Genomic DNA, 25,744 nt, shown 5'->3' with positions numbered 1-25,744 from the left:
TGAGCCTCCACCGCCGCCGGCGGTGGGGGGGTAGCGGAAAGGCCAGGGGTCCCCATCGAGCTCCTTCATCTCCCCCCCCAGATCGCTCACCGCCGATCCCGAGGCCGGGCACCAGTTCACCAGGTATTCGCCCCGGTAGATCAGGCCCTGCTCGTGCAGGCGCACAAAGGCCTCCACCACGGCTTTGTTGAGGCCGGGATCGAGGGTGAAGCGCTCCCGCTGCCAGTCCACCGAGTAGCCCAGACGGCGCAGCTGGCCCACGATCGTGCCGCCGCTGCCTGCCTTCCAGGCCCAGGCGCGCTCCAGGAAGGCGTCGCGGCCCAGGTCGTCCTTGCTGCCGCCCTCGGCCTTGATCTGCTTCTCCAGGATCGTCTGCACGGCGATCGAGGCGTGGTCGGTGCCGGGCAGACAGAGCACGTTCTTACCCTGCAGGCGCTGGAAGCGCACGATCGTGTCGATCAGGGCCGTCTCGAAGCCGTGGCCCATGTGCAGGCTGCCGGTCACGTTCGGCGGCGGGATCACGACGCTGAAGGGCTCGCCGGGAGCCTCCGGATCCGGATGAAAAGCACCCGCCGCTTCCCAGGCCGCCTGCCAGCGGGCTTCGGTGCCGGCCGGGTCGTAGGTCTTGGGCAGGGCGCCGTCGGGGCTGGGGGCAGCGGAGGCCTCGGTCACGGCGGGCTGGGGAAGGTCAGCCCATGCTCTCAAAGGGGACGGTGGGCTCAGGCGGCTGCCAGCCGCGCGACATAGGCCTCCAGGGTGCCGGCATTGATCCAGCCGGTGGCGATTGTCTTGGCGTGGCTGGCGGAGACCCGCCCACGGTGGGTGTGGGAGGGGCTGGCCGGGAAGATCAGCAACTTGCCCCGCTCGGCCTCCTCGTGGTGCTCCTGCCAGTGGAACTCGGTGCCGCCATCGGGGAGGGTGTTGAGGTAAAGGATCCAGGCGAGCACGCGCCGGATCGGTTCGGTGGCCTCTTCGCTGGTGGTCCAGTCACAGTGCCAGCTGCGGAATCCCTCGCCTGGCGCGTAGTGCTGAAGGTTGAAGATCGGGTTCACGAACAGAGAACGCTCCGGGCACACCTCCAGCAGCAGCGGGCGCTCGCTCAAGTAGCGCTGCAACCCAGCCGACACGCCGCGCAGGATCACTTCCGCCAGGCCGTGGGCCTCGGGGTCGGAGCGGTCGATCGCGACCAGGCTGATGTCGGTGGAGACCTTGGCGGGTTGGAAGGGATCGTGGCCGAAGGCAACCCCCGGGCGGCGCAGATCCGCCCGCCGCTCGTAGAAACCCAGGGCCGCATCGGCCAGGGCTTCATAGCCAGAATTTCGGTAGGTGCCGATCAGGCGCATCAGGTGCCTCCCAGAGGCGGGCACCGTAGGAACGGGCGCGCCTGACGTTCAGACCGGCGAGGCCAGCCGCGTCCAGGGAATGGCCACCGCAGAGTCATGGCGGACCCAGCTGTGCGGATCGGTGCTCACCTGCTGCGCCAGGCCCACCAGCTCCAGGGCTTCAGCGAGGCTCGCGGCAGCCAGCCCGCCCTCACCTCCGGCAGCCTCCAGCGGCAGCGCCAGCACCTGGGCTTCGGCGGGATCCGCCATCAGCTTGAGGTTGAGCCCCTCCAGCTCCCGCTCGAAGAACAGCCGCCGCATCCGGGCCGTGGCGTGAGGGCCGATCGCGCCGGCAAACGCCTCGAGGCCCTCGCGGCTGCCGTCAGCGCCGCAGTTGAGCGCCAGCCAGATCATCAGCTTGGCCCAGCTCTCGGTGGTCCACAGGGGCTCAAAGCTGGTGCGGTGCTGGCGCACCAGTTCGCCGAGGGCGAAGTCGAACAGGCCGGCCTGCAGCGCTGTGGCCTGGGCTGAGCTGGTGCCGGGTCCGGCAGGGGTCACAGAAAGGGCCTGACGAGGGGAAACTCAGGCTGCCGGAAGCACGGGAGCTGATCAGGAGTTCCGCACAGGAGCGGCGGCTGGTGGGCCTGAACCGCTTCAGGTCCGCCCATGGGGGCAAACTGCATGGGCTTGCACAGGACACGCCCATGGCCCTGGATCTGAACGACCCGGAGCTCGAGTTCTCCGATCTGGTCTACGCCTACCAGAGCTGGGTGATGGCGGTGATCAACGACGAGAAGCTCGGCGGTGAGGAGAAGCTGCTCACCGACGACATCACCGAGGACGCGCTCAACTCCATGCGCTTCCTGCCCGGTGAGGTGACCTCGGCGATCGAAACCTCCCTGGCCCGCGTCTACGACGTCGATCCCGACGAGCTGGCCGAGCTGCTCTTCCCTGGCGAAGACTGACTCCGGGCCACACTGCCCTGAGCTCCCAGCCCGTTCCCCGGTGGCCACCGACACCTACCTGCTCGGCACCGATCCGATCGAACTTGAACGGCTGCGCCTTCAGCACGAGCTCTGGCTGCCGGAAGCTCGGCGAGCCTGGCAGCGGGCGGGGTTGAAGCCTGGGGAGCGGGTGCTGGATCTGGGCGCCGGCCCTGGCTTCGTGGCCATGGAGCTGGCCAGGGAGGTGGGGGCTGAGGGCCGAGTACTGTGCCTGGAGCTGAGTGCGGCCTACGCCGAGGCGGCCCGCAGGGCGGGGCTGGGGCTGAGCCAGCTGGAGGTGCTTCAACACGACCTGGTGAGCGATGCCTTTCCAGAGGAGTCGTTCGACCTGGTGTGGTGCCGCTGGGTGCTGATGTTCCTCGGCGAACTCGACCCCCTGCTCGATGGACTGGCCGCCCAGCTGCGACCTGGGGCCCGGCTGGTGGTCCACGAATACATCCACTGGAGCAGCTTCGCGTTGCATCCAGGCGCCGAGGCGGTGGCGAGCTTCGGTCGTGCCGCCCACGCCAGCTTCCTGGCCGCCGGCGGCGATCCTGACGTGAACCGGCGGCTGCCGTCGCTGCTGAGCCAGCGGGGCTTCCGCATCGATGAGCTGCGGCCACTCACCGTGGTGGGGCGCCTCGGCGACGGGATGGCGCGCTGGCTGGAGTGTTTCGTGACCATCTACGGGCCGGAGCTGATCCGCCGGGGGCTGTGGAGCCATCAGGAGGCCGAGCGGGCCCGGGCCGAGATGGCGGCGGCGCGGCAGGATCCAGGCGCCTTCTGGGTGGGGCCCACGGTGATGGAAACCCGCGCGACACGATGACTTTTGTGAGCTGATCGCCATCCCGATGACCTGGACCACCGCCTCCATCCCCGACCAGAGTGGCCGGATCGCCCTGATCACCGGCGCCAACAGCGGGCTGGGGCTGGAGTCCGCCCGGGCCCTGGCGAGCCATGGGGCCACGGTGGTGCTCGCCTGCCGCTCCCGCCGCCGGGGGGAGGAGGCCCGCGCCGAGCTGCTGCCCGCCGCGGTCGCCGGCCTGGAGGTGCTCGAGCTCGACCTGGCGGATCTGGCCAGCGTGCGCGCCGGGGCCCGCTGGATGCAGGAGCAGTACGGCCGCCTCGATCTGCTGCTCAACAACGCCGGTGTGATGGGCCCGCCGCGGCAGCTCACCCGCGATGGCTTCGAGCTGCAGTTCGGCACCAACCACCTGGGCCATTTCGCCCTCACCACAGCGCTGCTGCCCCTGATGGAGGGACGCGCCGATGCCCGGGTGGTGACGGTGACCTCCGGCGCCCAGTACTTCGGCAAGCTGGCCTTCGATGACCTGCAGTCGGAGCGGCGCTACGACCGCTGGGCGGCCTACAGCCAGAGCAAGCTGGCCAATGTGACCTTCGCCCTTGAGTTGCAGCAACGGCTGGCGGCAGCCGGCAGCACGGTGTCGTCGCTGGCTGCCCACCCCGGGCTGGCGCGCACCAACCTGCAGCCCGCCTCGGTGGCCTCGAGCGGCTCCCGCTTCGAGAGCCTGGCCTACCGATTGATGGATCCCCTCTTCCAGAGCGCCGCCATGGGGGCCCTGCCCCAGCTCTATGCCGCCACGGCCCCCGAAGCTCGGGGCGGAGAGCACTACGGGCCCGATCAGTGGGGGGGCATGCGCGGCGGGCCCACCCAGGTGCGCATCGCCCCAGCGGCCCTCGATCCCCAGATCCGCCAGCGCCTCTGGGAGGTGAGTGAGCAACTGGTGGGCCAGGCCGCGCAAGCCGAGGCCGCATGACCGGCAGGAGCCCCATCGGCCGACGCCGCTGGCCGGGCGGTGGGGCGGCCCGATCCCTGCCGGCCGCCCTGGCCGCCATGCTGCTTTGCGGAGGCTGTCAGGGGTGGGGCATACCCGACAGCCTCTTTCTGTACGTCGAGACCGATTCCACCAGAACCCCCCAGGTGGAGCTGGGTGACAGCGAACAGCGGGCCCGCAGGCTGATCGACGAATTCCGTCAGGTGAACCCCGGCGTCAGCATCCATGTCCGTCACCTCCCCAGCGATGCCTTCCTGAGCTCCACCGCCTTCCGGTCCTCCAGGGGGCTGGGCCCCGACCTGATGGTCACCCGGGTGGTGACCGCCCTGCGCCTGCATCAGCAGGGATTGAGTGAAGCGGTGACGCTCGATCCCGAACGGCTCGAAGAACTCGAGCCCCGCTTCCTCAACGATTTCCGCCTCGGCCGCCAGCTGCTGGCCGTGCCGCTGCTGGCCCAGCCGGAGGTGGCCTGCTACAACCGCCGGCGCGTGCCCGAGCCACCGCGCGATCTGACGGATCTGATCAACCTGAGTGCCAAGGGTCTGAAGGTCGGTCTGCCCCTGCGGCTTGGCGATCTCTACTGGACCAGCAGCGGCATGGAGGCCAACGGGGCTCTGGAGCGGCTGCTGGAGTCACCCAGCCCGAGAGGCGGCACGCTGGTGATCAGCACGAGCGATCGCCAGGACCTGCTGCGCTGGCTGAACTGGCTCAACAACGCCAACCTCCAGCAGAACGTTGAGTTCTCGGAAGAGGCGGTGGATCTGGTGCATCAGCTGGAGCAGGGCAAGCTCGACGGCATCAGCTGCAACAGCCTCTGGCTGGAACGGCTCGGCAAGAGCATGGGGCCGTCCCTGGGGGTGTCGCAGCTGCCGGGCAGCCCCGGCCAGCCGGCTCGGGGGCTCACCCGGCTGAAGGTCTGGAGTTTCGGGACGCACTCCACACCACGGCAGCGGGAGCTGGCCAAGGAGTTCGTGCTCTTCACCCTCAATCGGCTCAACCAGAAGCGACTGATGCTGTTCGCTCCGGGCAACCTGCCGGTGAACCGTAATGTGCTGATCCCCAGCAAGAGCTCCGCTGTGTTCGCGGCCCTGGCGGACAGCCTCGACCGGGCGCAGCTGATCAGCTTCTCTGACCCCGACCGGATCGAAACCCGCCTGGCCTGGATGGACGACATCCTGGAGCGCGCGATCGTGAATGCGGCCTCGCCCGCCGACGTGATGAAGGACATCCAGGCGGGGCCACCCGCTGCGCCTCCCTCCAGCAAGCCCTGAGCTCCGCCGTCCGCCCGATCGCCGATGCGCCTCTTCCTCTACGAGATCTCCGGTTGGCTGGGCTACCTGGCCCGGCCCCAGGTGATGCTCCAGGTGCTCAGCGGGGCTGTGCTGTATGCCGTCTACGTCATCTGGATCCGTCCCCACCTGCTGGGTCGCGGCCACCGGCTGGAGTTCCTCGGCAGCCTGGCCCTGCTGCTGGGCCTGCGCCTCAACGCCCTGGTGCTGGGCTGGCTGGGGTTCCCCAACGGCCTGGCCCATTACGTGGTCCAGCTGTTCACTCTCTGGATCGTTCTGGCTCTGGTGAAGCTGGTGGCTCGGCGCTGGTTCACCGCCGCGAGCATCGAGCGGTTCTACCGCCAGCTGGTGCGTCCACTGTTCGCGCTGGTGGTGGTGGGATCCCTGATCAACCAGCTGGATTCCCTGATCGATGTGGGCCGGATCCCCCTGATCACCCTGTTCGGCGAGCCGCTCACGGCCAGTGGCATCATCCTGATCCTGACCATCCCCTATTTCCTGGTGGTGGTGTCGGAATATGCGGTGGTGGGACTGGGGGACCTGCTGCAGCGGCTGCTGGGCTTCTCCAGCAGCACCCGGGTGGCGGTGGAGTTGGTCAGCCGTTACCTGGTGATCGCCTTGGGATCGCTGTGGGTGCTCAGGCGCATCGGGCTGAACAGCACGGCGATCGCCGCCGTGGCCGGTGGGTTGTCGGTCGGGCTCGGCTTCGGCATCAAGGAGGTGTTCTCCAACTTCGTGAGCGGCCTCTGGCTGCTGTTCGAGGGTTCCGTGCGCCCTGGCGAGATCCTCTTCATCGATGGGGATCCCTGCGAGGTGCGCAGCCTGGGGCTGCGGGCGGCGGTGCTCTGGCGCGACCGCGACAATGCCGAACTGGTGATCCCCAACCAGGACTTCTTCACCACCACGACCACCACCTACACCGGCAGCGATCGGATGCGCCGCAGCCAGGTGGAGGTGTCGGCCGCCTACCGCCACGACCCCGACACGGTGATCCAACTGCTGGAGGCGGTGGCCCGCTCCTCACCGAGGGTGCTGCTGCAGCCCCCGCCCAAGGCCCTGTTGCTGTGCTACGGCGACTCCAGCATCAACTACGCCGTGCGGTTCTGGATCGAGAATCCGATGAACAACGCCAGCATCAAGAGCGAGGTGAGCAGCGCCATCTGGCACCGCTTCAGCGAGGAGGGGATTGAGATTCCCTTCCCACAGCGGGTCGTTTCTATGCAGCCGGCCAAGCCTGATGAGCACTAGCTGTTTAGTTGTGTAGTCCCACCAGGTTGTTCAGCTGACAAGAGGATGTGAGGCCCCCAGGGTGGGGGTGTCGCCGACCAGAACGTGAGTCAGTTCATCACGCAAGTGAAGCCCTATGCCGTGGATGTGAACAGTGGGGTGAAGGCAGGGCTGATTCAAAGTCTTAACTCAAGCTTAGTTCTGGCTTTCTCGTCGCCATCGCCAGTAGCGCCGTGATGTCGTGAGTACGGCCTGCATGCCGGCTCGGATCGACTGAAATCCAGCCAGCCGCAGCAGGTTGAGGGCTGCCGTGCGCAGCGTCGCCATTGCTCCGGCGCCGTTGCCCCGGTAGCGATGGGCGTCCTCATGCAGCTGGGTGTCACGGATCCAGTGCCAGCTCTCAATGCTCCAGCGATCCCGCACCAGTTGCAGCAGGGCTTCTGGGGTGGTGCGCAAGCTGGTGAGGAAGAAATGGGTCTGCCGGAAGGTCTTGCCGTCGCGGGTTCCGGTGGCAATCACCTCTACGATCCAGCTGGTGCCCCTCCAGGCCCCACGGATGTGCTCCGGTGCCTGTTTGGCGCGGAGCATCCAGGTTCAGGCATCCCAGTCTTTGTCACCCTATTAGGGATCTTAACTACGACAACGATTGCGCATGGTGTTGATCAGGACCGTCACTGCATCTGGTTGCCCTTGAAGGGTGAAAGCCTCGCGCTCGACCACTCGATTTCCAGGATGATATCGATTGAAGAGGATCCCACTGATCTCACGCTCGACGACGGGGTTTAGCGGAGCAGTGACCCCCAACGGCCTCATGCCTGCCCCTCCGCAGCTCTGCACCGCATGGGTGGCTTCATGGATGAAGACCTGGCGTCCGATGCCCAACTGAAACGCCAGGGGAGACACCCAGAGCCGCCGAGATTTCGACTCGTAGATTCCGTAGGCTCCCCGCCGTGGTGGGGGCGCCAGGCGAATCTCAAAGCCATGCCGTTGCAACGCTGTAGTCAGCTGCTGAAGATCTGCGGGAAGTTCCTGGAGGTCCACTGGTCTCTTAGTGTTGAACGAGATTATCGGTTGAGCAGTGCTTGAGGGGAATCATCATCTGCCAGCATCCTGAGAAACTCCTTCGCCCTAGCGCCTTCCACCGCGCTTCGGTTGCCTTGTTGGCTGCGGCCAAGAACTGACCCATGCGGCGGTAGTGCGCTGCCCAGCCCATGCAGCGTTCTGTGTCAACTTGGGGATCCTGCTGAGTGGTGGTGGTCATCAATCCGTCCCCAATAGATCAGGCAGCCCCGCGTCCACCAGCACCCGCATCAGCCTGGCTGGTGAGGTGAATAATTCACGGCTGCGCAGGTGCAAGTCGATGGACTGTTCTTTTTTCAGTATCAGTCAGAACACCCGATCCCAGCCGGTGGTGTCCCTTCGCCCCAGGTGCCAGCGTCAACAGCTCCGCCCCTTCAACCAAACTCCTTCAGAGCCCGGTGGCCTCGTCACCGGGCTTTGTCGTGCTCACCCTTCCTATGCCTGACATCGCCGACATCCACCAGGCCCTGGTCGAGGACTACCGGGAGTCCTTCGAGTTTGCGGCCGCCAAGCTGCTGGCCCAGCCCAGCTGGACCCTGGAGGCCACCGTAGTGCTGATGCACCTCCACAACGGCGCCGTCACGATCGGGCCGGTAAGGAGCCTTCCCCTTAAGCAACAGCAGCAATGGCCAACAGAACAAGCTGCCCAGGCCAGAACAAAAGTAGCAACAGATACCTGCTACATCGGCGAGAGCAGCAAGAATGCATTGGGTACATGTGATGCCGTGAAGCAACAAGCAAAAGATATCGATTATTAGATAGGCCAAGCTCAATCCATATTTTTCTTGTTAGATTAGGACATTTTATCCTGAATTTAGCAAACTCTTATTGTCAAACTTCGACCTTCCTCATGTCATCAATTCCCTCAACACTGTCCGGCCAAGCCTCGATCGAGCGGCTCCTAGGACAGACAGCCACATCGGCCTGTACTTGCACAGATTGCGTCCAGGGGCTGGCCTCCCATGAAACATTTCTGACGGATTTTCCTGAAGATCCCGAAACCTTGATGGATGACTTCCATCGCATGGGCCTGATCCGTCGAGAGGCCTATCCAATCGCGGAGAAGATCAGTCAGGCAGAACTTCGCGAGCTGCTCTTCTTTCGACATGCATCTCAGGGAAATCCAGAAAAGGAACAGCTCCTGCGCGCCCTGGCCAGCGAAGCCGGCGGCCTCGATCAGGCCTTTGCGGCGGCTTTCGGTCCCCAGGCAGGTCACTTTTTCTCCCGTGTGAGTAGCAACAGCCCGCTGGGACGCCGCACGTTCATGAAAGGTCTCGCTGCAGGGGCAGCCTTGGTCACCCTGGCGAACTGCGGTGTGCGGGATGACAGAGAAACCGACGGAGGAGCCCCGGTCGATCCCTCGAGCCTTGAGAAGAAAGACCTGAAGGTTGGATTCATTCCAATTACCTGTGCCACGCCAATCATCATGTCGGAGCCGTTGGGCTTCTACACCAAGCAAGGTCTGAATGTAAAAGTGGTGAAAATGCCGAGCTGGGGAGCTGTACGCGATTCAGCCATTGCCGGCGAACTCGACGCCTATCACATGCTCGCCCCCATGCCGATCGCCATGACCCTGGGCCTTGGCTCCACACCATTCAGTGTCAAGTTAGCGAGCATCGAGAACATCAATGGCCAGGCCATCACCGTTGCGAAACGCCACGCCGGCAAAGTCAAGGAAGCCAAGGATTTCAAAGGATTCGTCATCGGCGTGCCCTTCCCCTTCTCGATGCACAACCTGCTGCTGCGCTACTACCTGGCAGAGGGCGGAGTGAACCCTGATACCGATGTTCAGATTCGCCCCGTACCGCCGCCGGACAGCATCGCCCAACTGGTGACTGGCGATCTCGATGCCATGTTGATGCCCGATCCATTCAACCAAAGGGCCGTCTACGAAGATGCGGGCTTCATTCTTCTGCTCACCAAAGATCTCTGGAATGGTCATCCCTGCTGCGCCTTTGCTGCAGGAGAGCCCTGGATTCAAGAGCATCCTCAGACCTTCCGAGCCCTCAACAAATCAATCATCGAAGCCGCGAACTACGCCAGCAAAGCCGAGAATCGCAAGGAAATCGCTTCAGCAATCTCTGGACGAGCCTTCCTGAACCAGCCCACCGAAGTGGTTGAAGCCGTATTGACTGGCAAGTTCGAGAATGGACTGGGGCAAAGCTTTGATGTCCCCGATCGCATTGATTTCAAGCCCTATCCCTGGCAGAGCTTCTCCAACTGGATTCAGAGCCAGCTGGTGCGATGGGATCTCGGCAAGGCTGCCAGCATGATCCAGGCGGGTGATTTTGATACCAACAGTTCTTCTATCTTTCTCACGACTGAGGCACAGGAACTGGAGAGGAGCATGGGCTTGAATCCACCAACTGAAACGTCCCGCGTCGAAACTCTTGCCTTTGACACCTTCGATCCCCAAAGGCCACTGGACTACGTTGAAGAACAGAAGAAGCGCGATGGCTTCTGATTGAACTGCACACTTCCAATTCTTCTGTCTCCATGACAAAGTCGTCCCTGAGCAAACCGATGGGCCTGCTTGTCTCCATCGTCAGCGTCCTGATCGCCTTGGTCGTCTGGCAGATTCTTGCCAAGCATGGTCTGCTGGGCAAAAACTTCCCAGGCTCCCTCGAAACCCTGAAAGAACTCCAATGGTGGCTCTCTGATCCCTTCTTCAACAATGGTCCTAATGATCTGGGAATCGGCACCAATCTGCTGATCAGTTTACGCCGGGTGATGATCGGCTACAGCTTGTCCATCGTTGTCGCCGTCCCGCTCGGACTGTTGATTGGGGTGTCCCGCCTGGCCAGCAGTTCCGCCAACCCCTTCATTCAACTGCTGAAGCCGGTGTCGCCTTTGGCCTGGCTGCCAATCGGCCTTTTCGTCTTCAGGGATTCGGAGCTGACCGGCATTTTTGTGATCTTCATTTCCAGTGTCTGGCCAACATTGATCAGCACATCCTTTGGCGTACAAACCATCAACCCCGATTACCTGCGGGTCTCCAGGTCCCTGGGTGCCAGCCAGCTGCGCACCATCACTAAAGTTGTACTCCCCGCTGTCATGCCTAACATCCTGGCGGGCATGCGCATCTCAATGGGCATTGCCTGGCTGGTGATCGTTGCTGCCGAAATGCTATTGGGTTCCGGCATTGGCTACTTCATCTGGAATGAATGGAACAATCTATCACTTCCTAACATCTTCGTGGCGATCATCGTAATCGGCCTCACAGGCATTCTTCTTGATCAATTGATTGGAGCTCTACAGAAACGCTTTGATTATCAACTCTGATGTCCAAAGATCTGCCGAACCAGCCTTGTCCAATGTCATGTCAGCCACCAACGACTACAGCGAAGTCCAGCTCAGTATCGAAAATGTTGGCAAGGTCTTCACATCTGAGCCTGGCCTGCTGAGATCGCTGACCGGGCGTCGCGCCAGCGCTGGTTACGTTGCCCTTGAGGACGTTAATCTCCGAATCGAAGAAAATACCTTCGTCTCCATCATCGGTCCATCAGGCTGTGGCAAGTCCACCTTGCTTAATCTGATGGCCGGCCTGGATGAGCCCAGCTCAGGTCAGATCCTCATGGACGGGCTTCGCATCCGCGGCCCAGGGCCTGATCGTGGAGTTGTCTTCCAGAACTATGTCCTGATGCCATGGCTCACGGCCCTGGAGAACGTCATCTACGCGATCGAAACCGCACAACCCAGCATCAGCAAGGGCAACGCCAAGGAACAGGCCCGTGAGTATCTGTCCATGGTGGATCTCGAAAAGGCGATGGGCCGCTATCCCAGGGAGATGAGTGGTGGCATGAAACAACGCGTGGCCATTGCCAGAGCCTTATCGATCAAGCCCAAGATCCTGCTGATGGATGAGCCCTTTGGGGCCCTCGACGCCCTGACCCGCGGCTATCTTCAGGAGGAAGTTCTGCAACTGTGGGAAAACCACCGGGTCACGGTGGTCCTGGTGACCCACAGCATCGACGAGGCCCTGCTGCTCTCGGACCAGATCGTGTTGATGTCGAGCGGTCCGAATGCCCGGATCAGTGATTTGATCGACCTTCCGCGGATTCGTCCGCGCAAACGGAACATAATCGAAACCCATCCGGATTTTCTGGCCGTGAAACAGCGGCTTGAAGACCATCTGTTCCGGGAAACCAGGGCCATCGAAGACAAGTAGTCCTCCGGCCACTTTCCGGCCCAGCTACCGCTTCCCCTCCCATCCCGATCACCCCTCCCCTTCACCCTTGACGGATCTGCCATGAGCACGCTCACCCCCCTCAGTCACACCCTGCTTAACGCCAAACGCAAAAAAGGCATCAGCTTTGCGGAACTGGAAACGCTGCTCAATCGCGATGAGGTCTGGATTGCCAGCCTGCTCTATGGCCAGGCCACAGCCTCGCCGGAGGAAGCACAGACACTTCTGGCGGCCCTGGATCTGGATCCGAACCTCGCTGGCGAGCTGACCATTCCTCCCGTCAAGGGCTGCCTGGATCCCGTGGTCCCCGCCGATCCATTGATCTATCGCTTCTACGAAATCATGCAGGTGTACGGCCTGCCGATGAAGGATGTGATCCAGGAGAAATTTGGCGACGGAATCATGAGCGCGATCGATTTCACCCTGGAAGTCGATAAAGTTGAACATCCAGCTGGTGATCGGGTCAAGGTCACCATGTGCGGCAAATTTCTGCCTTACAAGAAGTGGTGACCTGAGCCGCTTTGGTCATAGGCCGAGTTCGGTGAGACCGGGGTGGTCCTGCGGCCTCGGTCCCTGGGGCCAGAGGAATTTTCGCTCTGCATCGGCAATCGGCACATCGTTGATGCTGGCCTCACGCCGACGCATCAGACCTTCAGCACTGAACTCCCAGTTTTCATTGCCATAGGCCCGATACCACTGGTCGGCTAGATCATGCCACTCGTACTGAAAGCGCACGGCAATGCGATTGTCGTGCCAGGCCCAGACTTCCTTGATCAATCGATAGCCATTCTCCTGGGCCCACTTGCGCTGGAGAAAGGCCACAATCTCGTCGCGACCTCTGATGAATTCAGAGCGATTACGCCAATAGCTGTCTTCCGTGTAGGCCAGAGACACTCGATGGGGATCCCTGGAATTCCAGGCATCCTCCGCCATTCTTACCTTCTGGATCGCCGTTTCCTGGTTGAACGGCGGCAGTGGAGGCTTTGAACTTAGGGCGGACATCTGGATCTTGCGATGAGTTATTTTACTCCTGCCAGAGGCTGAATCAGGCCTCGGCCTCGCAGCCAGTGGCTTGCTCCTGAAGCATAGGCACCCTCCCTCTGTTGGTTGACGGCCTCAGGCCGCTCAGTTTCAGCTCTTTCGATTCGCCATTGCCAAGATCGGAGCATCAGCTTCACGGATGACATCCGCAGAACAAGCCGAACAACTTGTTGGGCCCTCACCAGTACTTCGGGTAGCGACTGTCGCGGGAGGCGTTGTTGTACAGCAGGCCCACCACGGTCACCGCCAGGGAGCCCAGCAGGGTGGGCAGGAGCAGAACATGATCACCGGGTAGGACCCAGCCGGTGGATGCACCGTGCCGGTGGGCGATGGCCACCGGCCGCTGTTGAGGCATCCGCTACGCAGCGGCGGGCCAGGAACGGTTGGAATGCACGGCGTTGCTGGGATCCTGAGGTCCGTGACCACGAGCCAAACGGCCATCAAGGCGGCCCCTGCCGAGCTGATTCCCGCAGAAACCCTGAGCGAGCTCAACCTGCGCAGGGATGGGGCCGGCTGGTGGCAACTGGCGGGCCATGGGGGGCTGATCCTGGTCAGCGGGCTGATCTGGGGGGATGCTCGTCTGCCCTGGGCGCTGCGGCTGCCGGCCCTGCTGCTGCTGGGCTGGGGCCTGGCCTTCGCCTTCTGCGCCATGCACGAATGCGGCCACCGCACCGCCTTCGCCAGCCGCCGCCTCAACGACGCCGTGGCCTGGTGGGCCGGGGTGCTGAGCTTCTACAACGCCGATTTTTACCGCCGCTACCACCAGTGGCACCACCGCCACACCCACCAGCCCGGCCTGGACCCGGAGCTGGAGGATCCGCCGCCCACCAGCCGCTGGGCCTACCTGCTGGAGTTGAGCGGCCTGCCCTGGTGGATCGGCAAGCTGCGGAGCCACGCCGCCGGCCTGCGCGGCAACTTCAGCGGCCGCCCCTACATTCCCGCCGAGGCCGCCCCGGCGCTGCGCCGCTCGATCCGCCTCCAGTTCGCTGTTTATGGGCTGGTGCTGCTGCTGTCGATTCCGGGGGGCAACGGCGTTCTGCTCTGGCAGTGGCTGCTGCCGCTGGCCCTGGGGCAGCCCCTGCTGCGCTTCGTGTTGCTGGCTGAGCACGGAGGCTGCAGCACCGCCGCCGACGTGCTGCGCAACACCCGCACCACCCGCACCCTGGCGCCGCTGCGCTGGCTGATGTGGAACATGCCCTTCCACGTCGAACACCACCTGATGGCCTCGATTCCCTTCCATGCCCTGCCGGCGGCCCACGGCTGGATCGCCGGGAGGCTGGAGCACAACGATCCGGGCTACCTGGCGGTGCACAGGGCGTTCCTGGCCGATCCGTCGAGGCTGGCGCTGCCACCGGCATGAGCGTGGCTGCGGCGACCCAAGGCCGGGATGCTGTGTTTGAGCTGGGGTCCTTTGCGCTCAGCTGCGGCAGGGATCTGCCCCACGCCCGCCTGGCCTACAGGGTGTTCGGCGAACTCAACGCAGAACGGTCAAACCTGGTGCTCTACCCCAGCTCCTACGGCGCCTGGCCCGAGGACATCGACTGGGTGGTGGGCCCGATTCTCGATCCAGCCCGTTTCTGCGTGCTGCTGGTGAGCCAGTTCGGCAACGGCCGCTCCAGCAGCCCGAGCACCAGCGCCATGGGGCTGGCCGAGCAGGGCTGGATCTTCCGCCATACCGACAACGTGACCGCCCAACAACGCCTGATCCAGGAGGTGTTCGGGGTGGAGCGTCTCGCCCTGATCTACGGCTGGTCGATGGGGGCACAGCAGGCCTACCACTGGGCGGCCCTGAAGCCCGAGGCGGTGGAGCGGATCTGCTGCCTCTGCGGCACAGCCCGCACCACGCCCCACAACCGCCTGTTGCTGCTCAGCCTGCGCCAAGCCCTCACCGCCGATCCCGCCTCGGATGGGGAGCGCTTCAGGGCCACCCCCGAGCAGGGGCTGCGCAGCTTCGCCCTGATCTACGCCAGCTGGGCCGCCAGCCAGGCCTACTACCGGCAGAGCAGGCACGAGGCGCTGGGCTACGGCAGCGTGGAGGAGTATGTGGAGCGCAGCTGGTTACCCGCCTACAGCCGCCACGATCCCCGCGATCTGCTGGCGATGCTCGACACCTGGCTGGCCAACGATCTCGGCGCCGCCATGGGGAGTTCCCTGGCCGACGCCCTGGGGCGGATCACGGCCCGCACCACCGTGATCGCCGGCTCCCACGACCTCTATTTCCCACCCGACGACTGTGCCGCGGAAGCCGCTCTCATCCCCGGTGCCCGCTTCGAGCGGCTGGAGTCGGTGCTGGGGCACCGGGCCGGCAATCCCCGCGACGCGCCGGCCGAGCAGGCCCTGATCCGGGCCGCCCTCGAGGGCCTGCTGATGGATTGATCCACCGGGCCGCTCACGCTGCCCTGATCCGACCGACCAAACCCCGCCGTTCCGCCCACCCCCCGCTGAGCCCATGACCGACCTGGCCCGCTACGCTGCCGACCACGGACTCCGCCATTTCCTCTTCTCCTTCTCGGATCTGTTCGGAGTGCAGCGCGCCAAGCTGGTGCCGGCGAGTGCCGTGAACCAACTGGCCCGCGATGGCGCCGGCTTCGCGGGTTTCGCCGCCTGGCTGGCGATGACCCCGGCCGATCCCGATGTGCTCGGCCTACCCGATCCCGCCAGCCTGGCGGTGCTGCCCTGGCAGCGCACCGTGGCCTGGGTGGCCACCGATCTGCAGGTGGAGGGCCGGCCGCTGGAGCAGTCGCCGCGCTGGGTGCTGCGCCGCCAGCTGGAACGGGCAACGCAGCTGGGCTACAGCTTCCGCACAGGGGTGGAAGCCGAGTTCTTTCTGCTGCAGCCCGGCGGCACGGCGATCGCCGATGTCCACGACACCCAGAGCAAACCCTGCTACGACCAGCTGGCGCTGATGCGCCAGTTCGAGCTGATCGGCGGCCTGCTCGAAGCGATGGAGGAGCTGGGCTGGGGGCCCTACCAGGCCGATCACGAGGATGCCAACGGCCAGTTCGAGATCAACTGGACCTTTGCGGACGCCCTGGTGACCGCCGACCGCCACGCCCTCTTCCGGGTGATGGCCCAGTCGATGGCGGAACCGCTGGGTGCTCGGGTGAGCTTCGGGCCCAAGCCCTTCCCCCAGCTCACCGGCAGCGGCGCCCACCTGCACCATTCCCTCTGGGACGACTCGGGCCGCAACCTCTTCCACGACCCCCGTGGCGAGCTGGGTCTCTCGCGGCTGGCCTACCACTTTCTGGGGGGGCTGCTGGAGCACGCCCCGGCCCTGTGCGCCATCACCAATCCCACAGCCGAGAGCTACGCACGCCTCGGCGGCCAGACCACCAACTCCGGCGCCACCTGGTCACCGGGCTGGATCAGCTACGGCGGCAACAACCGCAGCCACATGGTGCGCATCCCCGACGACCAGCGCCTGGAGCTGCGCCTGGCCGACAGTGCCGCCAACCCCTACCTGCTGCCGGCGGCGGTGCTGGCCGCCGGTCTCGACGGCCTTGAGCGGCAGCTCGACCCCGGCCCCCGCAACGACGCCAACCTCTACACCGACCCGCCGGCTCCCGGCACCGCGACTCCGCTGCCCGCCACCCTCAAGGAGGCCCTCGCCGCCTTCGCCGCCGACACGGTGCTGCGCGAGGCCCTGGGGGAGTCCTTCTGCCAGGCCTACGAAAGCCTCAGGCGCCAGCACAGCTAGAGATTGCCCTCAGACGGGTCCGCTGCGGTCCTGCCAGTCGGCTTAGCTGTATCACTTTGTCCGACTCCCGCACCAGCTTGGGTTCTGCTTGGCGTGAGGCGTGAGGCGTGAGGCGTGAGGGTGAACGCGGCCAGCGGCGACGGTCAGGCCGAATCGAAGGTGTCCCTGAGCACGCCCGCCAGATCGCTCAGTAGCTGATCACTCCTGCCGACAAAGGACGAGCCGTGCATGACGGCCAGGGCCTCCGGCCTGAGCTCAGCCAGTGCCTGCAGCACAGATTCCGTATGCCTGGTGTAGGGCATGTAGGACGCGAGGGGACCTTGCTGCATCTGCTCCATGCCCTGAAGTGTTGGCCCGATCAGGTCGGAGGAGGTGAGCGGAGCCACATCCCCGAAGTGATGGAAGAGATCAGAGCAGAACAAGGTTTTGCTCGTCTCTTCGAACAGCAAACCGGCGTCCCAGCCGTGGGGCAGGTGCGGGGAAGGGTAGAAGCGGTAGCGATATCGACCTGTGCTCAGCACATCATCAGGGAGCATGCCGCGGGCAGGTCGTATCGAAAAGTCGTCGACACTCACGAGTTTGCCCACGAGCGTGCAGACAGGCTGGGCCTCAGGTGCCAGCTCCAGCCAATGGTTGAGGCCGCCGATCTCATCGGATTCGAAATGGCTCCAGGCGATGTACTGAAGCTTGGCGGGATCCATCAAGGTGGCCACCGCATCCCGCAGGGCCGGGAACATCCCCTTCAAGCCGGCGTGGAACAGCAATGGCTGCTCATCGCGCACCAGGAAGTGGTTGAACTGCATGTCGAAGTCCGGAACATAGATCGAAAGCCGGAACAGGTCTGGAGCGATTTCAGCAATGCTGGTCATGGCTCAAGAATGGCAGTAAAAACGCCGGCAAGAAGTGGGCTGAAGCCTCACCCTTGAGAGAGCCCAATCGTGATCTTCAGGCTAGGCCAAAGAAAAGCTCATGCCCGCTGATTGTGATCAACGGGCATGAAACTCAGAGCCTGAGTCGCACGCAAGGCCTGCCTTTGGTCCAGCCGCCGCCAACACGAGCAATCCTGAACTTGCCGAGAAGTGGAGCGGAGGACAGGTCTGCAGATTCCCCGGGCAGCTCACCGGCCAGCACCGAGAAGGTGGGTGGCGTCGACCTCTCCCTGGCAGCCCGCGGTCACTGCGGCACCAGCGTGGGACTGGCGAGGGGCTGTTCCCGTTCCTGATCCACCGCCAGGCGATAGGCGCTGATGAAGTGGTTCGGACCGATGTCTCCGGAAGCGCTCGTGAAGCCCCAGGGCTCACCAAGGTGGACGTAGATGATGTCCCTCGTTCTGGTCGGTGGCAGGGTGGGCACCAGGTCGGCCTGGTTCACAATGCGGTAGCTGTTGGGCACGAGCCGGCTGAAGGCTTCAGCGAAGGCAGGGTTGCCCAGCCGCGGTCCGGCATAGGTGTAGAGCCTCAGATTGTCGCGGAAGCTGGGGATTTTCTGGGCGATGTCGAGGGCGGCCAGGCTGGCCAGGGGTGAACCAAGACTGTGGCCGGAAACGAACAACGGCTTGGTCGGATCGAGGTGTCGCGCGGCGTCGATCACGGGCCGGGACAGACGGGCATAGATGCTGGCGAATCCGTCGTGGATGGAGCCGGCAAACTCAAGCTCCGGCACCTCCCGGGCGACCACCTGATTGGCGCGGAGGGTCTGGAACCATTCATATCCCCGCTGCGTTCCCCGCAGAACCAGCAGGTGATGGCTGGGGCCGCTCAGCACGAAGCCCCAGTACACAGGAAAGCTCCAACGGATGACCATGGCCGGGCCGGTCCGGCCGGCAAAGCCGGTGATCAACCTGCTGAGGCGATGGCTCCCTGCCAGAAGCGGATCGCGCCCACTCCTTTGATCGAGATCGATGCGCTGCTCGGCATTCACCGTTTCTGGCCCCTTGATGGAGGCAACCTGCGTGTAGCCAGAAAACCGGTCGCTATAGGTGGGCAGTCCCCGGATGGAGCCATCAAACGAAAGATTGAACTTCCCCGTGAGGTACTGTTCGGTCGCCAGCCGGCTGGCCTGGATCAACGTCTTCGAGATGGATCGATCGTAGGGGAGGTTGGGGGCTTGAAGATTCAGCCCCGCAAGGATCCGTTCCACTTCGGCCGTGGCTTCCTTGTCACCTTCGATCGCATTCGTCACGGCACGGTTCACCACATCCGGACTGTTGAGGAGCTGATCGGTGAGATCTGCCTGCTCGTCATGGAAGGACCGGCGGCGCAGGAATTCGCTCACGCCGGAGGCTGCTCCGGTGATGGCTAGCCCAGCCAGGAGCACTCGCCGTCGGCTCCACTCAGCCATGGTTCAGACCGGCGTCCTGCCGGCGAAAACGACGCAGAAATCCGTTCATGAAGAACTGGTTGGCCCCGGCCCCCAGAGTCCAGCCACCGCTCATCAGGGCGGCGGAAAGGGCGTAGTGATCAATCATCGGAAGCCAGGCACCCAGGAAAACAAGCGTCGTCCAGGCGAGAATCGCAACCGCACAGGCACCCAGACCATTCATGACCCACCCCCCGATCGCGATGGGATTGGCGGTGAGGCTGAATTGCCAGTTTCGGGCGATGTCCCACAGCAGCTTCATCAACAGAACCACCGCGATCACCAGGACCGGCGTGAGGAAGGCAGGAAACATCCCCACAATCGCCAGACCGATCGCGTAATCCACCACCATTCCCTGAGCACAGTGATAGCGGCGCGCCAGGCCTGCGGCGTCGGGAGTCCAGGAACTGGACTCTGGAGTGGCGGGGGGCATCGACGGGATCGGGGGCATGGATGGCATGGTGTGGGGGGATCAGGCCCAGGAGATCCAGGCGACTGCGCAAAATGCTGGCGGTGGAGGGATTACGCAAGCCCGAATACCACAACTACGACGCCCTTGTTGCGCTCTGATCCACCACCTCCAGGACTCCACGCACCATGTTCATGCCGCAGTGGAAGGGATAGACGCCAGCCTCCGTGGGCGGCAACTCCAGGCTGGTGGTGGCATCAAGGGGCAGATCAAGGGTTTTGTGGAATTCGGGGAAGATCACCTGGGCCACACAGCCGCTCGGATCGATCCGGTGAAACGCCAGCCGCAGCGGCTGGCCGGCCTTCACTTTGATTCTTGAGGGCGCATAGCCGCCATCCACGGTGATGGTGATTTCCTGCACGCCAGCCTCGCCATCGCGGGCCGCCACACCACCGCCATGGCGGCCCAGGAACCACCACAGTTCCCAGGCGATCAGCACCACACCAACGCCGGCGACCAGGGCCTTCAGCACCACGGGCTGGTCGATGGTGCGCCAGAGCGGTTCGGCATTGATCAGCTCGGCAGCAAAGAGATTGGTCATCAGCTGGCGGCAACGGGAAGGGGCGTAGGCCGAAAGTTCCGCAACCGCAGAGCATTGCTCACCACCGACACGGAGCTGAAGGCCATGGCGCCGCCGGCGATCATCGGGCTCAGCAGCCAGCCGGTGAGGGGAAACAGCAGGCCGGCGGCGATCGGGATGCCGGCCACGTTGTAGGCGAAGGCGAAGAACAGGTTCTGGCGGACGTTGGCCATGGCGGCACGGCTGAGCTCGATCGCCGCCGGCACCCCGGCCAGGTTGCCGGAGATCAGGGTGATGTCGCTGGCGGCGATCGCCACATCGGTGCCGGTGCCCATGGCGATGCCCACATCCGCCTGGGCCAGGGCGGGGGCGTCGTTGATGCCGTCGCCCACCATCGCCACCAGGCCCTCCATTTTCTGCTGCAGCTCCTGCACCACCGAGGCCTTGTCAGCGGGGCGCACCTCGGCGATCACCCGCTCGATCCCCACCTGGGCGGCCACCACCTCGGCGGTGCGGCGGGCATCGCCGCTGAGCATCACCACCTGCAGACCCAGGCGCCGCAGGGCGGCCACGGCGGCTTCCGAACTGGTTTTGAGGGGATCGGCCACCCCGAAGCAGGCCTCGATCCGCCCGTCCACCACCACGGCCGCCACGCTGCAGGCGGCGGCCTCGAGACGCTCCACCAGGGGCTTGAGGGCGGCGGTGTCGATGCCGAGCTCCGCGAACCAGCGGGGAGTGCCGACCCGCACCTGCTGGCCGGCGACCACCCCCTGCACGCCGCGGCCGGCCACGGCCTCGAAGCCCTCCACCGCAGGCATTGAGCCGTCCTTCAACTGGCTGCGGGCATAGGTCACGATCGCTTCGGCCAGGGGATGCTCCGAGCGGGATTCCAGCGATGCCGTGAGCGCCAGCAGGGTGCTGGCCGGAAGTCCACCACCGTTCAGCCGCTCGAAATCGGTCACCTCCGGCTGGCCGCGGGTGAGGGTGCCGGTCTTGTCGAGCACGATGGTGCGCAGCTTGCCGGCCGTCTCCAGGGCCTCGGCGCTGCGAAAGATCAGGCCGTTCTCGGCCCCCTTGCCGGAGGCCACCATGATCGAGGTGGGGGTGGCCAGGCCCAGGGCACAGGGACAGGCGATCACCAGCACGCTCACCAGAAACAGCATCGCCAGCACCGGGTTGCCGCTGATCAGGAACCAGATCACGAACGCGGCGATCGCCAGGGCAATCACCACCGGCACGAACCAGCCCACCACCTGATCGGCCAGGCGCTGCACCTGGGTGCGGGAGCTCTGGGCCTGGCGCACCAGCTCAACGATCTGGGCCAGCACCGTGCCTGAGCCCACCCGGCTGACGCGGAAGGTGAAACTGCCGCTGCGGTTCATCGAGGCGCCGATCACGGCATCGCCGGCAGCTTTGGCGACAGGAGTGGGTTCACCGGTGAGCATCGATTCCTCCACCCAGGAACTGCCCTCTTCGACCACCCCATCCACGGGCAGCTTCTCGCCCGGACGCACCTGCACCAGGTCCCCGACCACCACCATCGACACAGGAACTTCAACCGGTTGTCCCTCCCGCAGCACCCGGGCGGTGGGGGGCTGGAGCTGCAGCAGCCGCCGGATCGCTTCGGAGGTCTGCCCACGGGCCCGGGCCTCCAGCAGCCGACCCAGCAGCACCAGGGTCAGGATCACCGCCACGGTTTCGTAGTAGACGTCAGCCGGCAGGCCTTCAGCGATCAGCACCTGCGGGAACAGGGTGGTGAACAGCGAGGTGAGGTAAGCGATGCCGGTGCCGGCCGCCACCAGGGTGTTCATGTCGGCGGAGTGCTGCCGGAAAGCCGAGACGGCGCCGGTGAAGAAGTCACGCCCGCACCAGAACAACACCGGTGTGGTGAGGATCAGCTGGGTCCAGGGGCTGGTGAACCAGAGCGGCAGGAACGGAAGGCTGTGAAGCCCCAGCATGTGGGGCAGGCTGGAGAGCATCACCAGGACGGTGAGCACGGCAGCCACGCTGACCTTGCGGCGCAGCAGGGTGCGCTCCCGGGCCAGCTCCCGCTCCATGCCGTCCGCCGATACGGCTGGGCCCTCGGCATGGCAGCAAGACGAGCTCGGGGAAGGGGTCATTCCTTCAAGCTAGGGGTGTCCAGTTAGCTGGAGAGTCATGTCCCGTCATTTTCGTATCCTGGTTCCTGATTGTTCGCCTTTGAGCTCAGTGATGTTGGTCGCTTGCGGCGGCCGCCGAGCATCAGGCCGACGCCGGAGTGGGCAATCATCAACGTGAGAATTCCGGCAGAAGGCATCGATGTTGTTGGCCAGCAGCAGGCCGTAGATCGAGCCCGACAGCGCGGTGATGATCAGGGAGATCCCCGGCGCGTGGAGTCAGTTGTTCCGCAGGGCCTTGTGGAGCGCCTGCTCATTCGCACAGGGCATCCACAGCGAGCCCATTGAAAAAGTGCCCTTGCACTTGAGCTCGGCGGCACGTTGTTCAGCTTCCTGCTTGGTCTTGAACATGCCCTTCACATGGGCCTCGGCGGCTGAGCTGGTGAGCAACGGGGCGAAGGCCGCCGCTGCCAGGGCCGCCAGAAGAGCCCAACGGCTGGGCTGCGGGAAGGGGCTGCTGGAGTGCGTGGTCATCGAGTTTGCGCGGGAATGGTCAGAGACAGGAACCGCTGGTGTCACTTCTCCCGGGAGACGGCCTTCTCGTACAGATCGAAGTTCTGGCAGGGCATCCATTCCTTCCCCATCGCGAAGGCACCGCTGCACTTGAGTTCCTTGGCTCGCTGTTCCGCAGCGGCCTGGCTCGGGAACATGTCGTTGGCCTGGGCACGGGCTGCGCTGGTACCCAGGCAGACGCCAGCCGACAGGAGGAGAGCCAGAGCGCTGCGGTTCACGGAGTGATGGTGTAGCAAGCCTGAGTCATCTTAGACTCTCCTCAAGGGAGGAGAGTTAAGCCCATGACAGCCGTTGGCATGAAGATCGGGGCCCTCGCCGGCCGCAGTGGCCTGCCGATCAAGACCCTCCGCTACTACGAAGATCTCGGCCTCCTGCCGGCGGTGGGCCGCAGCGCAGGCGGTTACCGCCTGTTCGCTGAGGAGAGCCTGCGGCGCCTGGACTTCATCCGGCGGCTCAAGAGCCTCGGTCTGACTCTTGATGAAATTCAGGAGTGTCTGGCGGTCCACGATGCCGGTGAGCTCCCCTGCGGCGACATCCAGCGGCAGCTGCAACGGCAGATCGATCTGGTGGACGAAAGGCTGCGGGAACTGCGTCTGTTCAGAAGGGAACTGCAAAGCCTGCTGAAGAACTGGCAAAGCGATCCAGCGCCGAACACGGCCGTGATCTGCCCGAATCTCAACGTCTGAGCAGCCCCCGGCTGACGGAGGTCGCGTGAACATTCGGCTGAATTGTCAAGCCACTGGCTAGCCCATGGCCACGTTGGTGATGGACGGTAAGCGAGCGGTCTCGAAACGATGACCAACAACGATCCACGCCGAAGACTCTTCGGGCGGCCAGCCCTGCTGCTGCTGGCCACAGGAGGCATCATCACGGTCTCCCTTTGGGCTGGTACCCAGTGCCTGTCCCAGGGTTGGGGCGGTGCAGGCATGCATGGAACTGGAGGAGGACCAGGCATGCCCGGGTATGGAGGAGGAGTGGGTGGCCCGGGCCAGATGGGGATGGGCCATTCGGATCAGCAGTTCATCGTGATGATGATCCCCCACCACGACGGGGCGATCGCCATGGCCGATCTCGCCCTCACCCGCGCGCAGCGGCCCGAGATCAAGGCCCTGGCCAAGAGCATCAAGGCCAGTCAGACCCGCGAGAACGCCCAGATGCGTGCCTGGTACAAGCAGTGGTACGGCAAAGATGTGCCCAGTTGGGGACCGGGCACAGGCTGGGGCTGGCAGAACGGCATGGGAATGGGCATGGGTGGAGGTATGGGTGGGGGCGCCATGGGCGGGTGGACGAACCTCTCTGCCCTGAGCGCAGCCCCGGACTTCGACCGTGCCTTCATCGAGCAGATGATTCCCCACCACCAGATGGGCGTGATGATGGCCTCGATGGCCCAGACCAATTCCCAGCACCCGGAGCTTCGTCAGTTGCAGCAGGCCATGGTGCGGGTGCAGAGCGATGAAATCCAGCAGATGGCCCAGTGGTACCGCAGCTGGTACTGAGCCGCCATGACAGCCGACGAGGAAGTCCTGCTCGCCGTTCACACCACGGTGGCGAGCCAAGACGACGCCAGACGGCTGGCACGGGAGGTGATCAGGGCCGGGCTGGCGGCCTGTGCGCAACTGGAGCCGATCGAGAGCCTCTACATCTGGAAGGGCGAGCTGGTGGAGGAGCCGGAAATCCGGATCACCTTCAAGACCACCCGGCAGCGCCTGCAGTCGCTGATGAAGGTGATTCGTGAGGCTCACCCTTACGAGATCCCGGCGATCACGGCCACGCCCCTGCAGGATCCGGATCCCGCCTATCTGAGCTGGGTGGTCGGGCAAACGCACCCCAAAGCCTGAACTGGGGGCGTCAGGATGGCAGCCTCGCCGCCCATCCCAGCGCCCCGATGAACATCAGCGCCATCAGCTCCGGCCCGGTGATCAGCTCGCCGCCGCCACCTCCCTGGGTGGATGCGCGCACGCCGCTGGGCCGACTGATCGCTGCGGTTCTGGCGGTGGAGCCCATGCGGCAGCTGCTGTTCCTGCAGGCCCGGCGGATGATGATCCGCACGGCCGAAACCCGGGGCATCCCCTGGCGCCATCGCCGCGAGCAGTTGCGCCAGCAGGCGGAGCCGCTGCTGGCCAGCAGCACCGAGGCGGCCGTTGTGACCCCGCCCTACTACCGGGCCCGCTTCCACGCCTATGCCCAGGGCAACCTCTGCTGGGATGCCGCCTGTGAGGCGGAGCAGGCCACCGATTCGGTGGCGCTGCGGGTATGGAAAGAGGAGAAGCAACTCAGCCCGGAAGCTGCCCAGCAGCGCATGCGCAACGGCATCTATGCCGCGATCGAACCCAGCCTCAGCGGCCCGGTGCGCAACGTCCTCGACATCGGCTGCTCGGTGGGGGTGGGCACCCTGGCGCTGACCGACTGGCTGGAGCAGCACGGCCACAGCGGCGTGCACGTGAGCGGCCTCGACCTCTCCCCCCAGATGCTCGCGGTGGCGAAGGTGCGCGATGCCGGCGGCCGCATCAAGGCCTGGCACCACCGCGCCGCCGAGGCCAGCGGCCTGCCGGCGGCGAGCTTCGATCTGATCACCGCCCAGTTCCTCTGCCATGAACTGCCGGGTGACGCCAGCCGCGCGGTGCTCAGGGAAGCGAAGCGGCTGCTGCGGCCCCAAGGCGTGCTGGCCCTGGTGGACCAGGACCCGGAAGCGGAGGTGATCCGCGCCATGCCGCCGGCCCTGGCCACCCTGCTCAAGGCCACAGAGCCCTACCTCGAGGACTACTTCCGTCTGGATCTGCCTGCCGCCCTGGCCGAGGCAGGCTTCGCTGCCATCCGCCGGGTGGCCTCCGACCACCGCCACCGGGTGCTGGTGGCCACCTGTCCGTGATCCGCGTGCGCCTGTTCGCCTCCCTGCGGGAGCAGGCGGGCTGGGGGGAGCGAAGCCTCGCCATCTCGACGGAATCCCCGGCCCCCACACCGGCCAGCCTCTGGCAGCAGCTGGGTCTGGGTGAGGCCGTCCCGCCGCAGGTGCGGGTGGCGGTGAACCAGGCCTTCGCTGCACTCGATCAGCCGCTCCAGCCCGGCGATGTGGTGGCCTTCCTGCCCCCCATCAGTGGTGGCTGAAC

The 25,744-nt window shown here is 64.7% G+C and carries 31 protein-coding genes; 18 read left to right on the top strand and 13 right to left on the bottom strand.

The features are described 5' to 3' along the window. The 3 genes from KBY78_RS04320 to KBY78_RS04310 form a co-directional block, all read right to left on the bottom strand. Positions 1 to 672 (bottom strand): class I tRNA ligase family protein (locus KBY78_RS04320; RefSeq protein ID WP_255142558.1); only part of this gene is annotated, 672 nt, incomplete at its 3' end. A 47-nt stretch (positions 673 to 719) separates the two neighbouring features. Further along, positions 720 to 1,343, bottom strand: coding sequence for a 2OG-Fe(II) oxygenase (locus KBY78_RS04315; RefSeq protein WP_255142557.1), 624 nt, complete (start codon positions 1,341 to 1,343; stop codon positions 720 to 722). A 48-nt stretch (positions 1,344 to 1,391) separates the two neighbouring features. Further along, the gene (locus KBY78_RS04310) at positions 1,392 to 1,880 is read right to left on the bottom strand and encodes a protein phosphatase (protein ID WP_255142556.1); all 489 of its coding nucleotides are present in this window, start codon (positions 1,878 to 1,880) and stop codon (positions 1,392 to 1,394) included. Between the two features lie 146 nt (positions 1,881 to 2,026). On the opposite strand from KBY78_RS04310, the gene KBY78_RS04305 reads away from it, so the two are divergent. From KBY78_RS04305 to KBY78_RS04285, 5 genes are read left to right on the top strand one after another with little or no spacing between them, the layout of a single operon-like run. After that, positions 2,027 to 2,287 carry a hypothetical protein gene (locus tag KBY78_RS04305; protein WP_037981045.1) on the top strand — a complete coding sequence of 87 codons (261 nt, stop codon included), beginning with the start codon at positions 2,027 to 2,029 and terminating at the stop codon, positions 2,285 to 2,287. Positions 2,288 to 2,327: 40 nt separating this feature from the next. After that, positions 2,328 to 3,131: a methyltransferase domain-containing protein gene (locus tag KBY78_RS04300; protein WP_255142555.1), complete on the top strand. Its 804-nt coding sequence runs from the start codon at positions 2,328 to 2,330 to the stop codon at positions 3,129 to 3,131. Positions 3,132 to 3,156: 25 nt separating this feature from the next. Beyond that, entirely contained in the window at positions 3,157 to 4,083 is a 927-nt protein-coding gene (locus tag KBY78_RS04295) for an oxidoreductase (RefSeq protein WP_255142554.1), read from the top strand. After that, positions 4,080 to 5,372, top strand: coding sequence for a hypothetical protein (locus KBY78_RS04290; protein ID WP_255142552.1), 1,293 nt, complete (start codon positions 4,080 to 4,082; stop codon positions 5,370 to 5,372). The genes KBY78_RS04295 and KBY78_RS04290 overlap by 4 nt, the downstream gene beginning before the upstream one ends. A gap of 24 nt (positions 5,373 to 5,396) precedes the next feature. Beyond that, a complete protein-coding gene (locus KBY78_RS04285) occupies positions 5,397 to 6,638 on the top strand; it encodes a mechanosensitive ion channel family protein (protein ID WP_255142551.1) in 1,242 nt (413 codons plus the stop codon). A gap of 174 nt (positions 6,639 to 6,812) precedes the next feature. Here KBY78_RS04285 and KBY78_RS04280 read toward each other — a convergent pair whose 3' ends face one another. After that, positions 6,813 to 7,205 carry a transposase gene (locus tag KBY78_RS04280; RefSeq protein WP_255142549.1) on the bottom strand — a complete coding sequence of 131 codons (393 nt, stop codon included), beginning with the start codon at positions 7,203 to 7,205 and terminating at the stop codon, positions 6,813 to 6,815. 890 nt (positions 7,206 to 8,095) lie between these two features. On the opposite strand from KBY78_RS04280, the gene KBY78_RS04275 reads away from it, so the two are divergent. From KBY78_RS04275 to cynS, 5 genes are all read left to right on the top strand, one after another. Continuing rightward, the gene (locus KBY78_RS04275) at positions 8,096 to 8,455 is read left to right on the top strand and encodes a hypothetical protein (protein WP_255142548.1); all 360 of its coding nucleotides are present in this window, start codon (positions 8,096 to 8,098) and stop codon (positions 8,453 to 8,455) included. A 92-nt stretch (positions 8,456 to 8,547) separates the two neighbouring features. Further along, entirely contained in the window at positions 8,548 to 10,161 is a 1,614-nt protein-coding gene (locus tag KBY78_RS04270) for an ABC transporter substrate-binding protein (RefSeq protein WP_255142547.1), read from the top strand. A gap of 59 nt (positions 10,162 to 10,220) precedes the next feature. Beyond that, positions 10,221 to 10,979 (top strand): ABC transporter permease, encoded by a 759-nt coding sequence (locus tag KBY78_RS04265; protein ID WP_255142546.1) that lies wholly within the window; start codon positions 10,221 to 10,223, stop codon positions 10,977 to 10,979. A 37-nt stretch (positions 10,980 to 11,016) separates the two neighbouring features. Next, positions 11,017 to 11,865, top strand: a complete 849-nt coding sequence (locus KBY78_RS04260; protein WP_255142543.1) for an ABC transporter ATP-binding protein — start codon at positions 11,017 to 11,019, stop codon at positions 11,863 to 11,865. A gap of 81 nt (positions 11,866 to 11,946) precedes the next feature. After that, positions 11,947 to 12,393, top strand: coding sequence for a cyanase (gene cynS, locus KBY78_RS04255; protein WP_255142542.1), 447 nt, complete (start codon positions 11,947 to 11,949; stop codon positions 12,391 to 12,393). A gap of 15 nt (positions 12,394 to 12,408) precedes the next feature. Here cynS and KBY78_RS04250 read toward each other — a convergent pair whose 3' ends face one another. Next, the gene (locus tag KBY78_RS04250) at positions 12,409 to 12,885 is read right to left on the bottom strand and encodes a nuclear transport factor 2 family protein (protein ID WP_255142540.1); all 477 of its coding nucleotides are present in this window, start codon (positions 12,883 to 12,885) and stop codon (positions 12,409 to 12,411) included. Between the two features lie 217 nt (positions 12,886 to 13,102). After that, positions 13,103 to 13,279: a hypothetical protein gene (locus tag KBY78_RS04245; protein ID WP_255142539.1), complete on the bottom strand. Its 177-nt coding sequence runs from the start codon at positions 13,277 to 13,279 to the stop codon at positions 13,103 to 13,105. A gap of 33 nt (positions 13,280 to 13,312) precedes the next feature. On the opposite strand from KBY78_RS04245, the gene KBY78_RS04240 reads away from it, so the two are divergent. The 3 genes from KBY78_RS04240 (at position 13,313) to glnT (ending at position 16,621) form a co-directional block, all read left to right on the top strand. After that, a complete protein-coding gene (locus KBY78_RS04240) occupies positions 13,313 to 14,284 on the top strand; it encodes a fatty acid desaturase (protein WP_255142538.1) in 972 nt (323 codons plus the stop codon). Further along, the gene (locus KBY78_RS04235) at positions 14,281 to 15,300 is read left to right on the top strand and encodes an alpha/beta fold hydrolase (RefSeq protein WP_255142537.1); all 1,020 of its coding nucleotides are present in this window, start codon (positions 14,281 to 14,283) and stop codon (positions 15,298 to 15,300) included. Before KBY78_RS04240 ends, KBY78_RS04235 begins: the two co-directional genes overlap by 4 nt. Positions 15,301 to 15,373: 73 nt before the next feature. Further along, positions 15,374 to 16,621, top strand: a complete 1,248-nt coding sequence (gene glnT, locus KBY78_RS04230; RefSeq protein ID WP_255142536.1) for a type III glutamate--ammonia ligase — start codon at positions 15,374 to 15,376, stop codon at positions 16,619 to 16,621. Between the two features lie 143 nt (positions 16,622 to 16,764). Here glnT and KBY78_RS04225 read toward each other — a convergent pair whose 3' ends face one another. The 7 genes from KBY78_RS04225 to KBY78_RS04195 all read right to left on the bottom strand — a co-directional run bounded on the left by KBY78_RS04225 (position 16,765) and on the right by KBY78_RS04195 (position 22,855). Beyond that, positions 16,765 to 17,490: an MBL fold metallo-hydrolase gene (locus tag KBY78_RS04225; protein WP_255142535.1), complete on the bottom strand. Its 726-nt coding sequence runs from the start codon at positions 17,488 to 17,490 to the stop codon at positions 16,765 to 16,767. 304 nt (positions 17,491 to 17,794) lie between these two features. After that, on the bottom strand, positions 17,795 to 18,961 hold the full coding sequence (locus tag KBY78_RS04220; RefSeq protein ID WP_255142534.1) for a lipase family protein: 1,167 nt from the start codon (positions 18,959 to 18,961) through the stop codon (positions 17,795 to 17,797). Then, positions 18,954 to 19,430 carry a hypothetical protein gene (locus KBY78_RS04215; protein WP_255142533.1) on the bottom strand — a complete coding sequence of 159 codons (477 nt, stop codon included), beginning with the start codon at positions 19,428 to 19,430 and terminating at the stop codon, positions 18,954 to 18,956. Before KBY78_RS04215 ends, KBY78_RS04220 begins: the two co-directional genes overlap by 8 nt. Before the next feature lie 94 nt (positions 19,431 to 19,524). Next, the gene (locus tag KBY78_RS04210) at positions 19,525 to 19,989 is read right to left on the bottom strand and encodes a cupredoxin domain-containing protein (protein ID WP_255142531.1); all 465 of its coding nucleotides are present in this window, start codon (positions 19,987 to 19,989) and stop codon (positions 19,525 to 19,527) included. Next, positions 19,989 to 22,025 (bottom strand): copper-translocating P-type ATPase, encoded by a 2,037-nt coding sequence (locus KBY78_RS04205; RefSeq protein WP_399215296.1) that lies wholly within the window; start codon positions 22,023 to 22,025, stop codon positions 19,989 to 19,991. Before KBY78_RS04205 ends, KBY78_RS04210 begins: the two co-directional genes overlap by 1 nt. A 318-nt stretch (positions 22,026 to 22,343) precedes the next feature. After that, on the bottom strand, positions 22,344 to 22,598 hold the full coding sequence (locus KBY78_RS04200) for a DUF3721 domain-containing protein (protein WP_006172657.1): 255 nt from the start codon (positions 22,596 to 22,598) through the stop codon (positions 22,344 to 22,346). A gap of 41 nt (positions 22,599 to 22,639) precedes the next feature. Further along, complete coding sequence (locus KBY78_RS04195; RefSeq protein WP_255142524.1) at positions 22,640 to 22,855, bottom strand: DUF3721 domain-containing protein; 216 nt, start codon at positions 22,853 to 22,855, stop codon at positions 22,640 to 22,642. Between the two features lie 63 nt (positions 22,856 to 22,918). Here KBY78_RS04195 and KBY78_RS04190 point away from each other — a divergent pair, with 63 nt between their 5' ends. The 5 genes from KBY78_RS04190 (at position 22,919) to KBY78_RS04170 (ending at position 25,742) form a co-directional block, all read left to right on the top strand. Continuing rightward, positions 22,919 to 23,323 (top strand): heavy metal-responsive transcriptional regulator, encoded by a 405-nt coding sequence (locus KBY78_RS04190; protein ID WP_255142523.1) that lies wholly within the window; start codon positions 22,919 to 22,921, stop codon positions 23,321 to 23,323. 108 nt (positions 23,324 to 23,431) lie between these two features. After that, entirely contained in the window at positions 23,432 to 24,133 is a 702-nt protein-coding gene (locus KBY78_RS04185; protein ID WP_255142521.1) for a DUF305 domain-containing protein, read from the top strand. Between the two features lie 6 nt (positions 24,134 to 24,139). Beyond that, positions 24,140 to 24,475: a divalent-cation tolerance protein CutA gene (gene cutA, locus KBY78_RS04180; RefSeq protein ID WP_006172661.1), complete on the top strand. Its 336-nt coding sequence runs from the start codon at positions 24,140 to 24,142 to the stop codon at positions 24,473 to 24,475. Positions 24,476 to 24,522: 47 nt separating this feature from the next. After that, on the top strand, positions 24,523 to 25,506 hold the full coding sequence (locus KBY78_RS04175; RefSeq protein ID WP_006172662.1) for a class I SAM-dependent methyltransferase: 984 nt from the start codon (positions 24,523 to 24,525) through the stop codon (positions 25,504 to 25,506). After that, positions 25,503 to 25,742 carry a MoaD/ThiS family protein gene (locus tag KBY78_RS04170; protein ID WP_255142516.1) on the top strand — a complete coding sequence of 80 codons (240 nt, stop codon included), beginning with the start codon at positions 25,503 to 25,505 and terminating at the stop codon, positions 25,740 to 25,742. The genes KBY78_RS04175 and KBY78_RS04170 overlap by 4 nt, the downstream gene beginning before the upstream one ends. Positions 25,743 to 25,744 lie beyond the last annotated feature (2 nt).

It is taken from the genome of Synechococcus sp. EJ6-Ellesmere, from assembly GCF_024345875.1.
In the GTDB taxonomy this organism is placed as follows: domain Bacteria; phylum Cyanobacteriota; class Cyanobacteriia; order PCC-6307; family Cyanobiaceae; genus Regnicoccus_A; species Regnicoccus_A antarcticus.
This window is presented reverse-complemented; position numbering and strand designations above follow the sequence as displayed.

What these genes read in the sequence shown, in the direction of transcription:
- KBY78_RS04315 (WP_255142557.1), bottom strand. Translation starts at nt 1,343, where the DNA reads ATGCGCCTGATCGGCACCTACCGAAATTCTGGCTATGAAGCCCTGGCC.
- KBY78_RS04305 (WP_037981045.1), top strand. Translation starts at nt 2,027, where the DNA reads ATGGCCCTGGATCTGAACGACCCGGAGCTCGAGTTCTCCGATCTGGTC.
- KBY78_RS04295 (WP_255142554.1), top strand. Translation starts at nt 3,157, where the DNA reads ATGACCTGGACCACCGCCTCCATCCCCGACCAGAGTGGCCGGATCGCC.
- KBY78_RS04290 (WP_255142552.1), top strand. Translation starts at nt 4,080, where the DNA reads ATGACCGGCAGGAGCCCCATCGGCCGACGCCGCTGGCCGGGCGGTGGG.
- KBY78_RS04285 (WP_255142551.1), top strand. Translation starts at nt 5,397, where the DNA reads ATGCGCCTCTTCCTCTACGAGATCTCCGGTTGGCTGGGCTACCTGGCC.
- KBY78_RS04280 (WP_255142549.1), bottom strand. Translation starts at nt 7,205, where the DNA reads ATGCTCCGCGCCAAACAGGCACCGGAGCACATCCGTGGGGCCTGGAGG.
- KBY78_RS04270 (WP_255142547.1), top strand. Translation starts at nt 8,548, where the DNA reads ATGTCATCAATTCCCTCAACACTGTCCGGCCAAGCCTCGATCGAGCGG.
- KBY78_RS04265 (WP_255142546.1), top strand. Translation starts at nt 10,221, where the DNA reads ATGGGCCTGCTTGTCTCCATCGTCAGCGTCCTGATCGCCTTGGTCGTC.
- KBY78_RS04260 (WP_255142543.1), top strand. Translation starts at nt 11,017, where the DNA reads ATGTCAGCCACCAACGACTACAGCGAAGTCCAGCTCAGTATCGAAAAT.
- cynS (WP_255142542.1), top strand. Translation starts at nt 11,947, where the DNA reads ATGAGCACGCTCACCCCCCTCAGTCACACCCTGCTTAACGCCAAACGC.
- KBY78_RS04250 (WP_255142540.1), bottom strand. Translation starts at nt 12,885, where the DNA reads ATGTCCGCCCTAAGTTCAAAGCCTCCACTGCCGCCGTTCAACCAGGAA.
- KBY78_RS04245 (WP_255142539.1), bottom strand. Translation starts at nt 13,279, where the DNA reads ATGCCTCAACAGCGGCCGGTGGCCATCGCCCACCGGCACGGTGCATCC.
- KBY78_RS04240 (WP_255142538.1), top strand. Translation starts at nt 13,313, where the DNA reads ATGCACGGCGTTGCTGGGATCCTGAGGTCCGTGACCACGAGCCAAACG.
- KBY78_RS04235 (WP_255142537.1), top strand. Translation starts at nt 14,281, where the DNA reads ATGAGCGTGGCTGCGGCGACCCAAGGCCGGGATGCTGTGTTTGAGCTG.
- glnT (WP_255142536.1), top strand. Translation starts at nt 15,374, where the DNA reads ATGACCGACCTGGCCCGCTACGCTGCCGACCACGGACTCCGCCATTTC.
- KBY78_RS04225 (WP_255142535.1), bottom strand. Translation starts at nt 17,490, where the DNA reads ATGACCAGCATTGCTGAAATCGCTCCAGACCTGTTCCGGCTTTCGATC.
- KBY78_RS04220 (WP_255142534.1), bottom strand. Translation starts at nt 18,961, where the DNA reads ATGGCTGAGTGGAGCCGACGGCGAGTGCTCCTGGCTGGGCTAGCCATC.
- KBY78_RS04215 (WP_255142533.1), bottom strand. Translation starts at nt 19,430, where the DNA reads ATGCCCCCGATCCCGTCGATGCCCCCCGCCACTCCAGAGTCCAGTTCC.
- KBY78_RS04210 (WP_255142531.1), bottom strand. Translation starts at nt 19,989, where the DNA reads ATGACCAATCTCTTTGCTGCCGAGCTGATCAATGCCGAACCGCTCTGG.
- KBY78_RS04205 (WP_399215296.1), bottom strand. Translation starts at nt 22,025, where the DNA reads ATGGAGCGGGAGCTGGCCCGGGAGCGCACCCTGCTGCGCCGCAAGGTC.
- KBY78_RS04200 (WP_006172657.1), bottom strand. Translation starts at nt 22,598, where the DNA reads ATGACCACGCACTCCAGCAGCCCCTTCCCGCAGCCCAGCCGTTGGGCT.
- KBY78_RS04190 (WP_255142523.1), top strand. Translation starts at nt 22,919, where the DNA reads ATGACAGCCGTTGGCATGAAGATCGGGGCCCTCGCCGGCCGCAGTGGC.
- KBY78_RS04185 (WP_255142521.1), top strand. Translation starts at nt 23,432, where the DNA reads ATGACCAACAACGATCCACGCCGAAGACTCTTCGGGCGGCCAGCCCTG.
- cutA (WP_006172661.1), top strand. Translation starts at nt 24,140, where the DNA reads ATGACAGCCGACGAGGAAGTCCTGCTCGCCGTTCACACCACGGTGGCG.
- KBY78_RS04175 (WP_006172662.1), top strand. Translation starts at nt 24,523, where the DNA reads ATGAACATCAGCGCCATCAGCTCCGGCCCGGTGATCAGCTCGCCGCCG.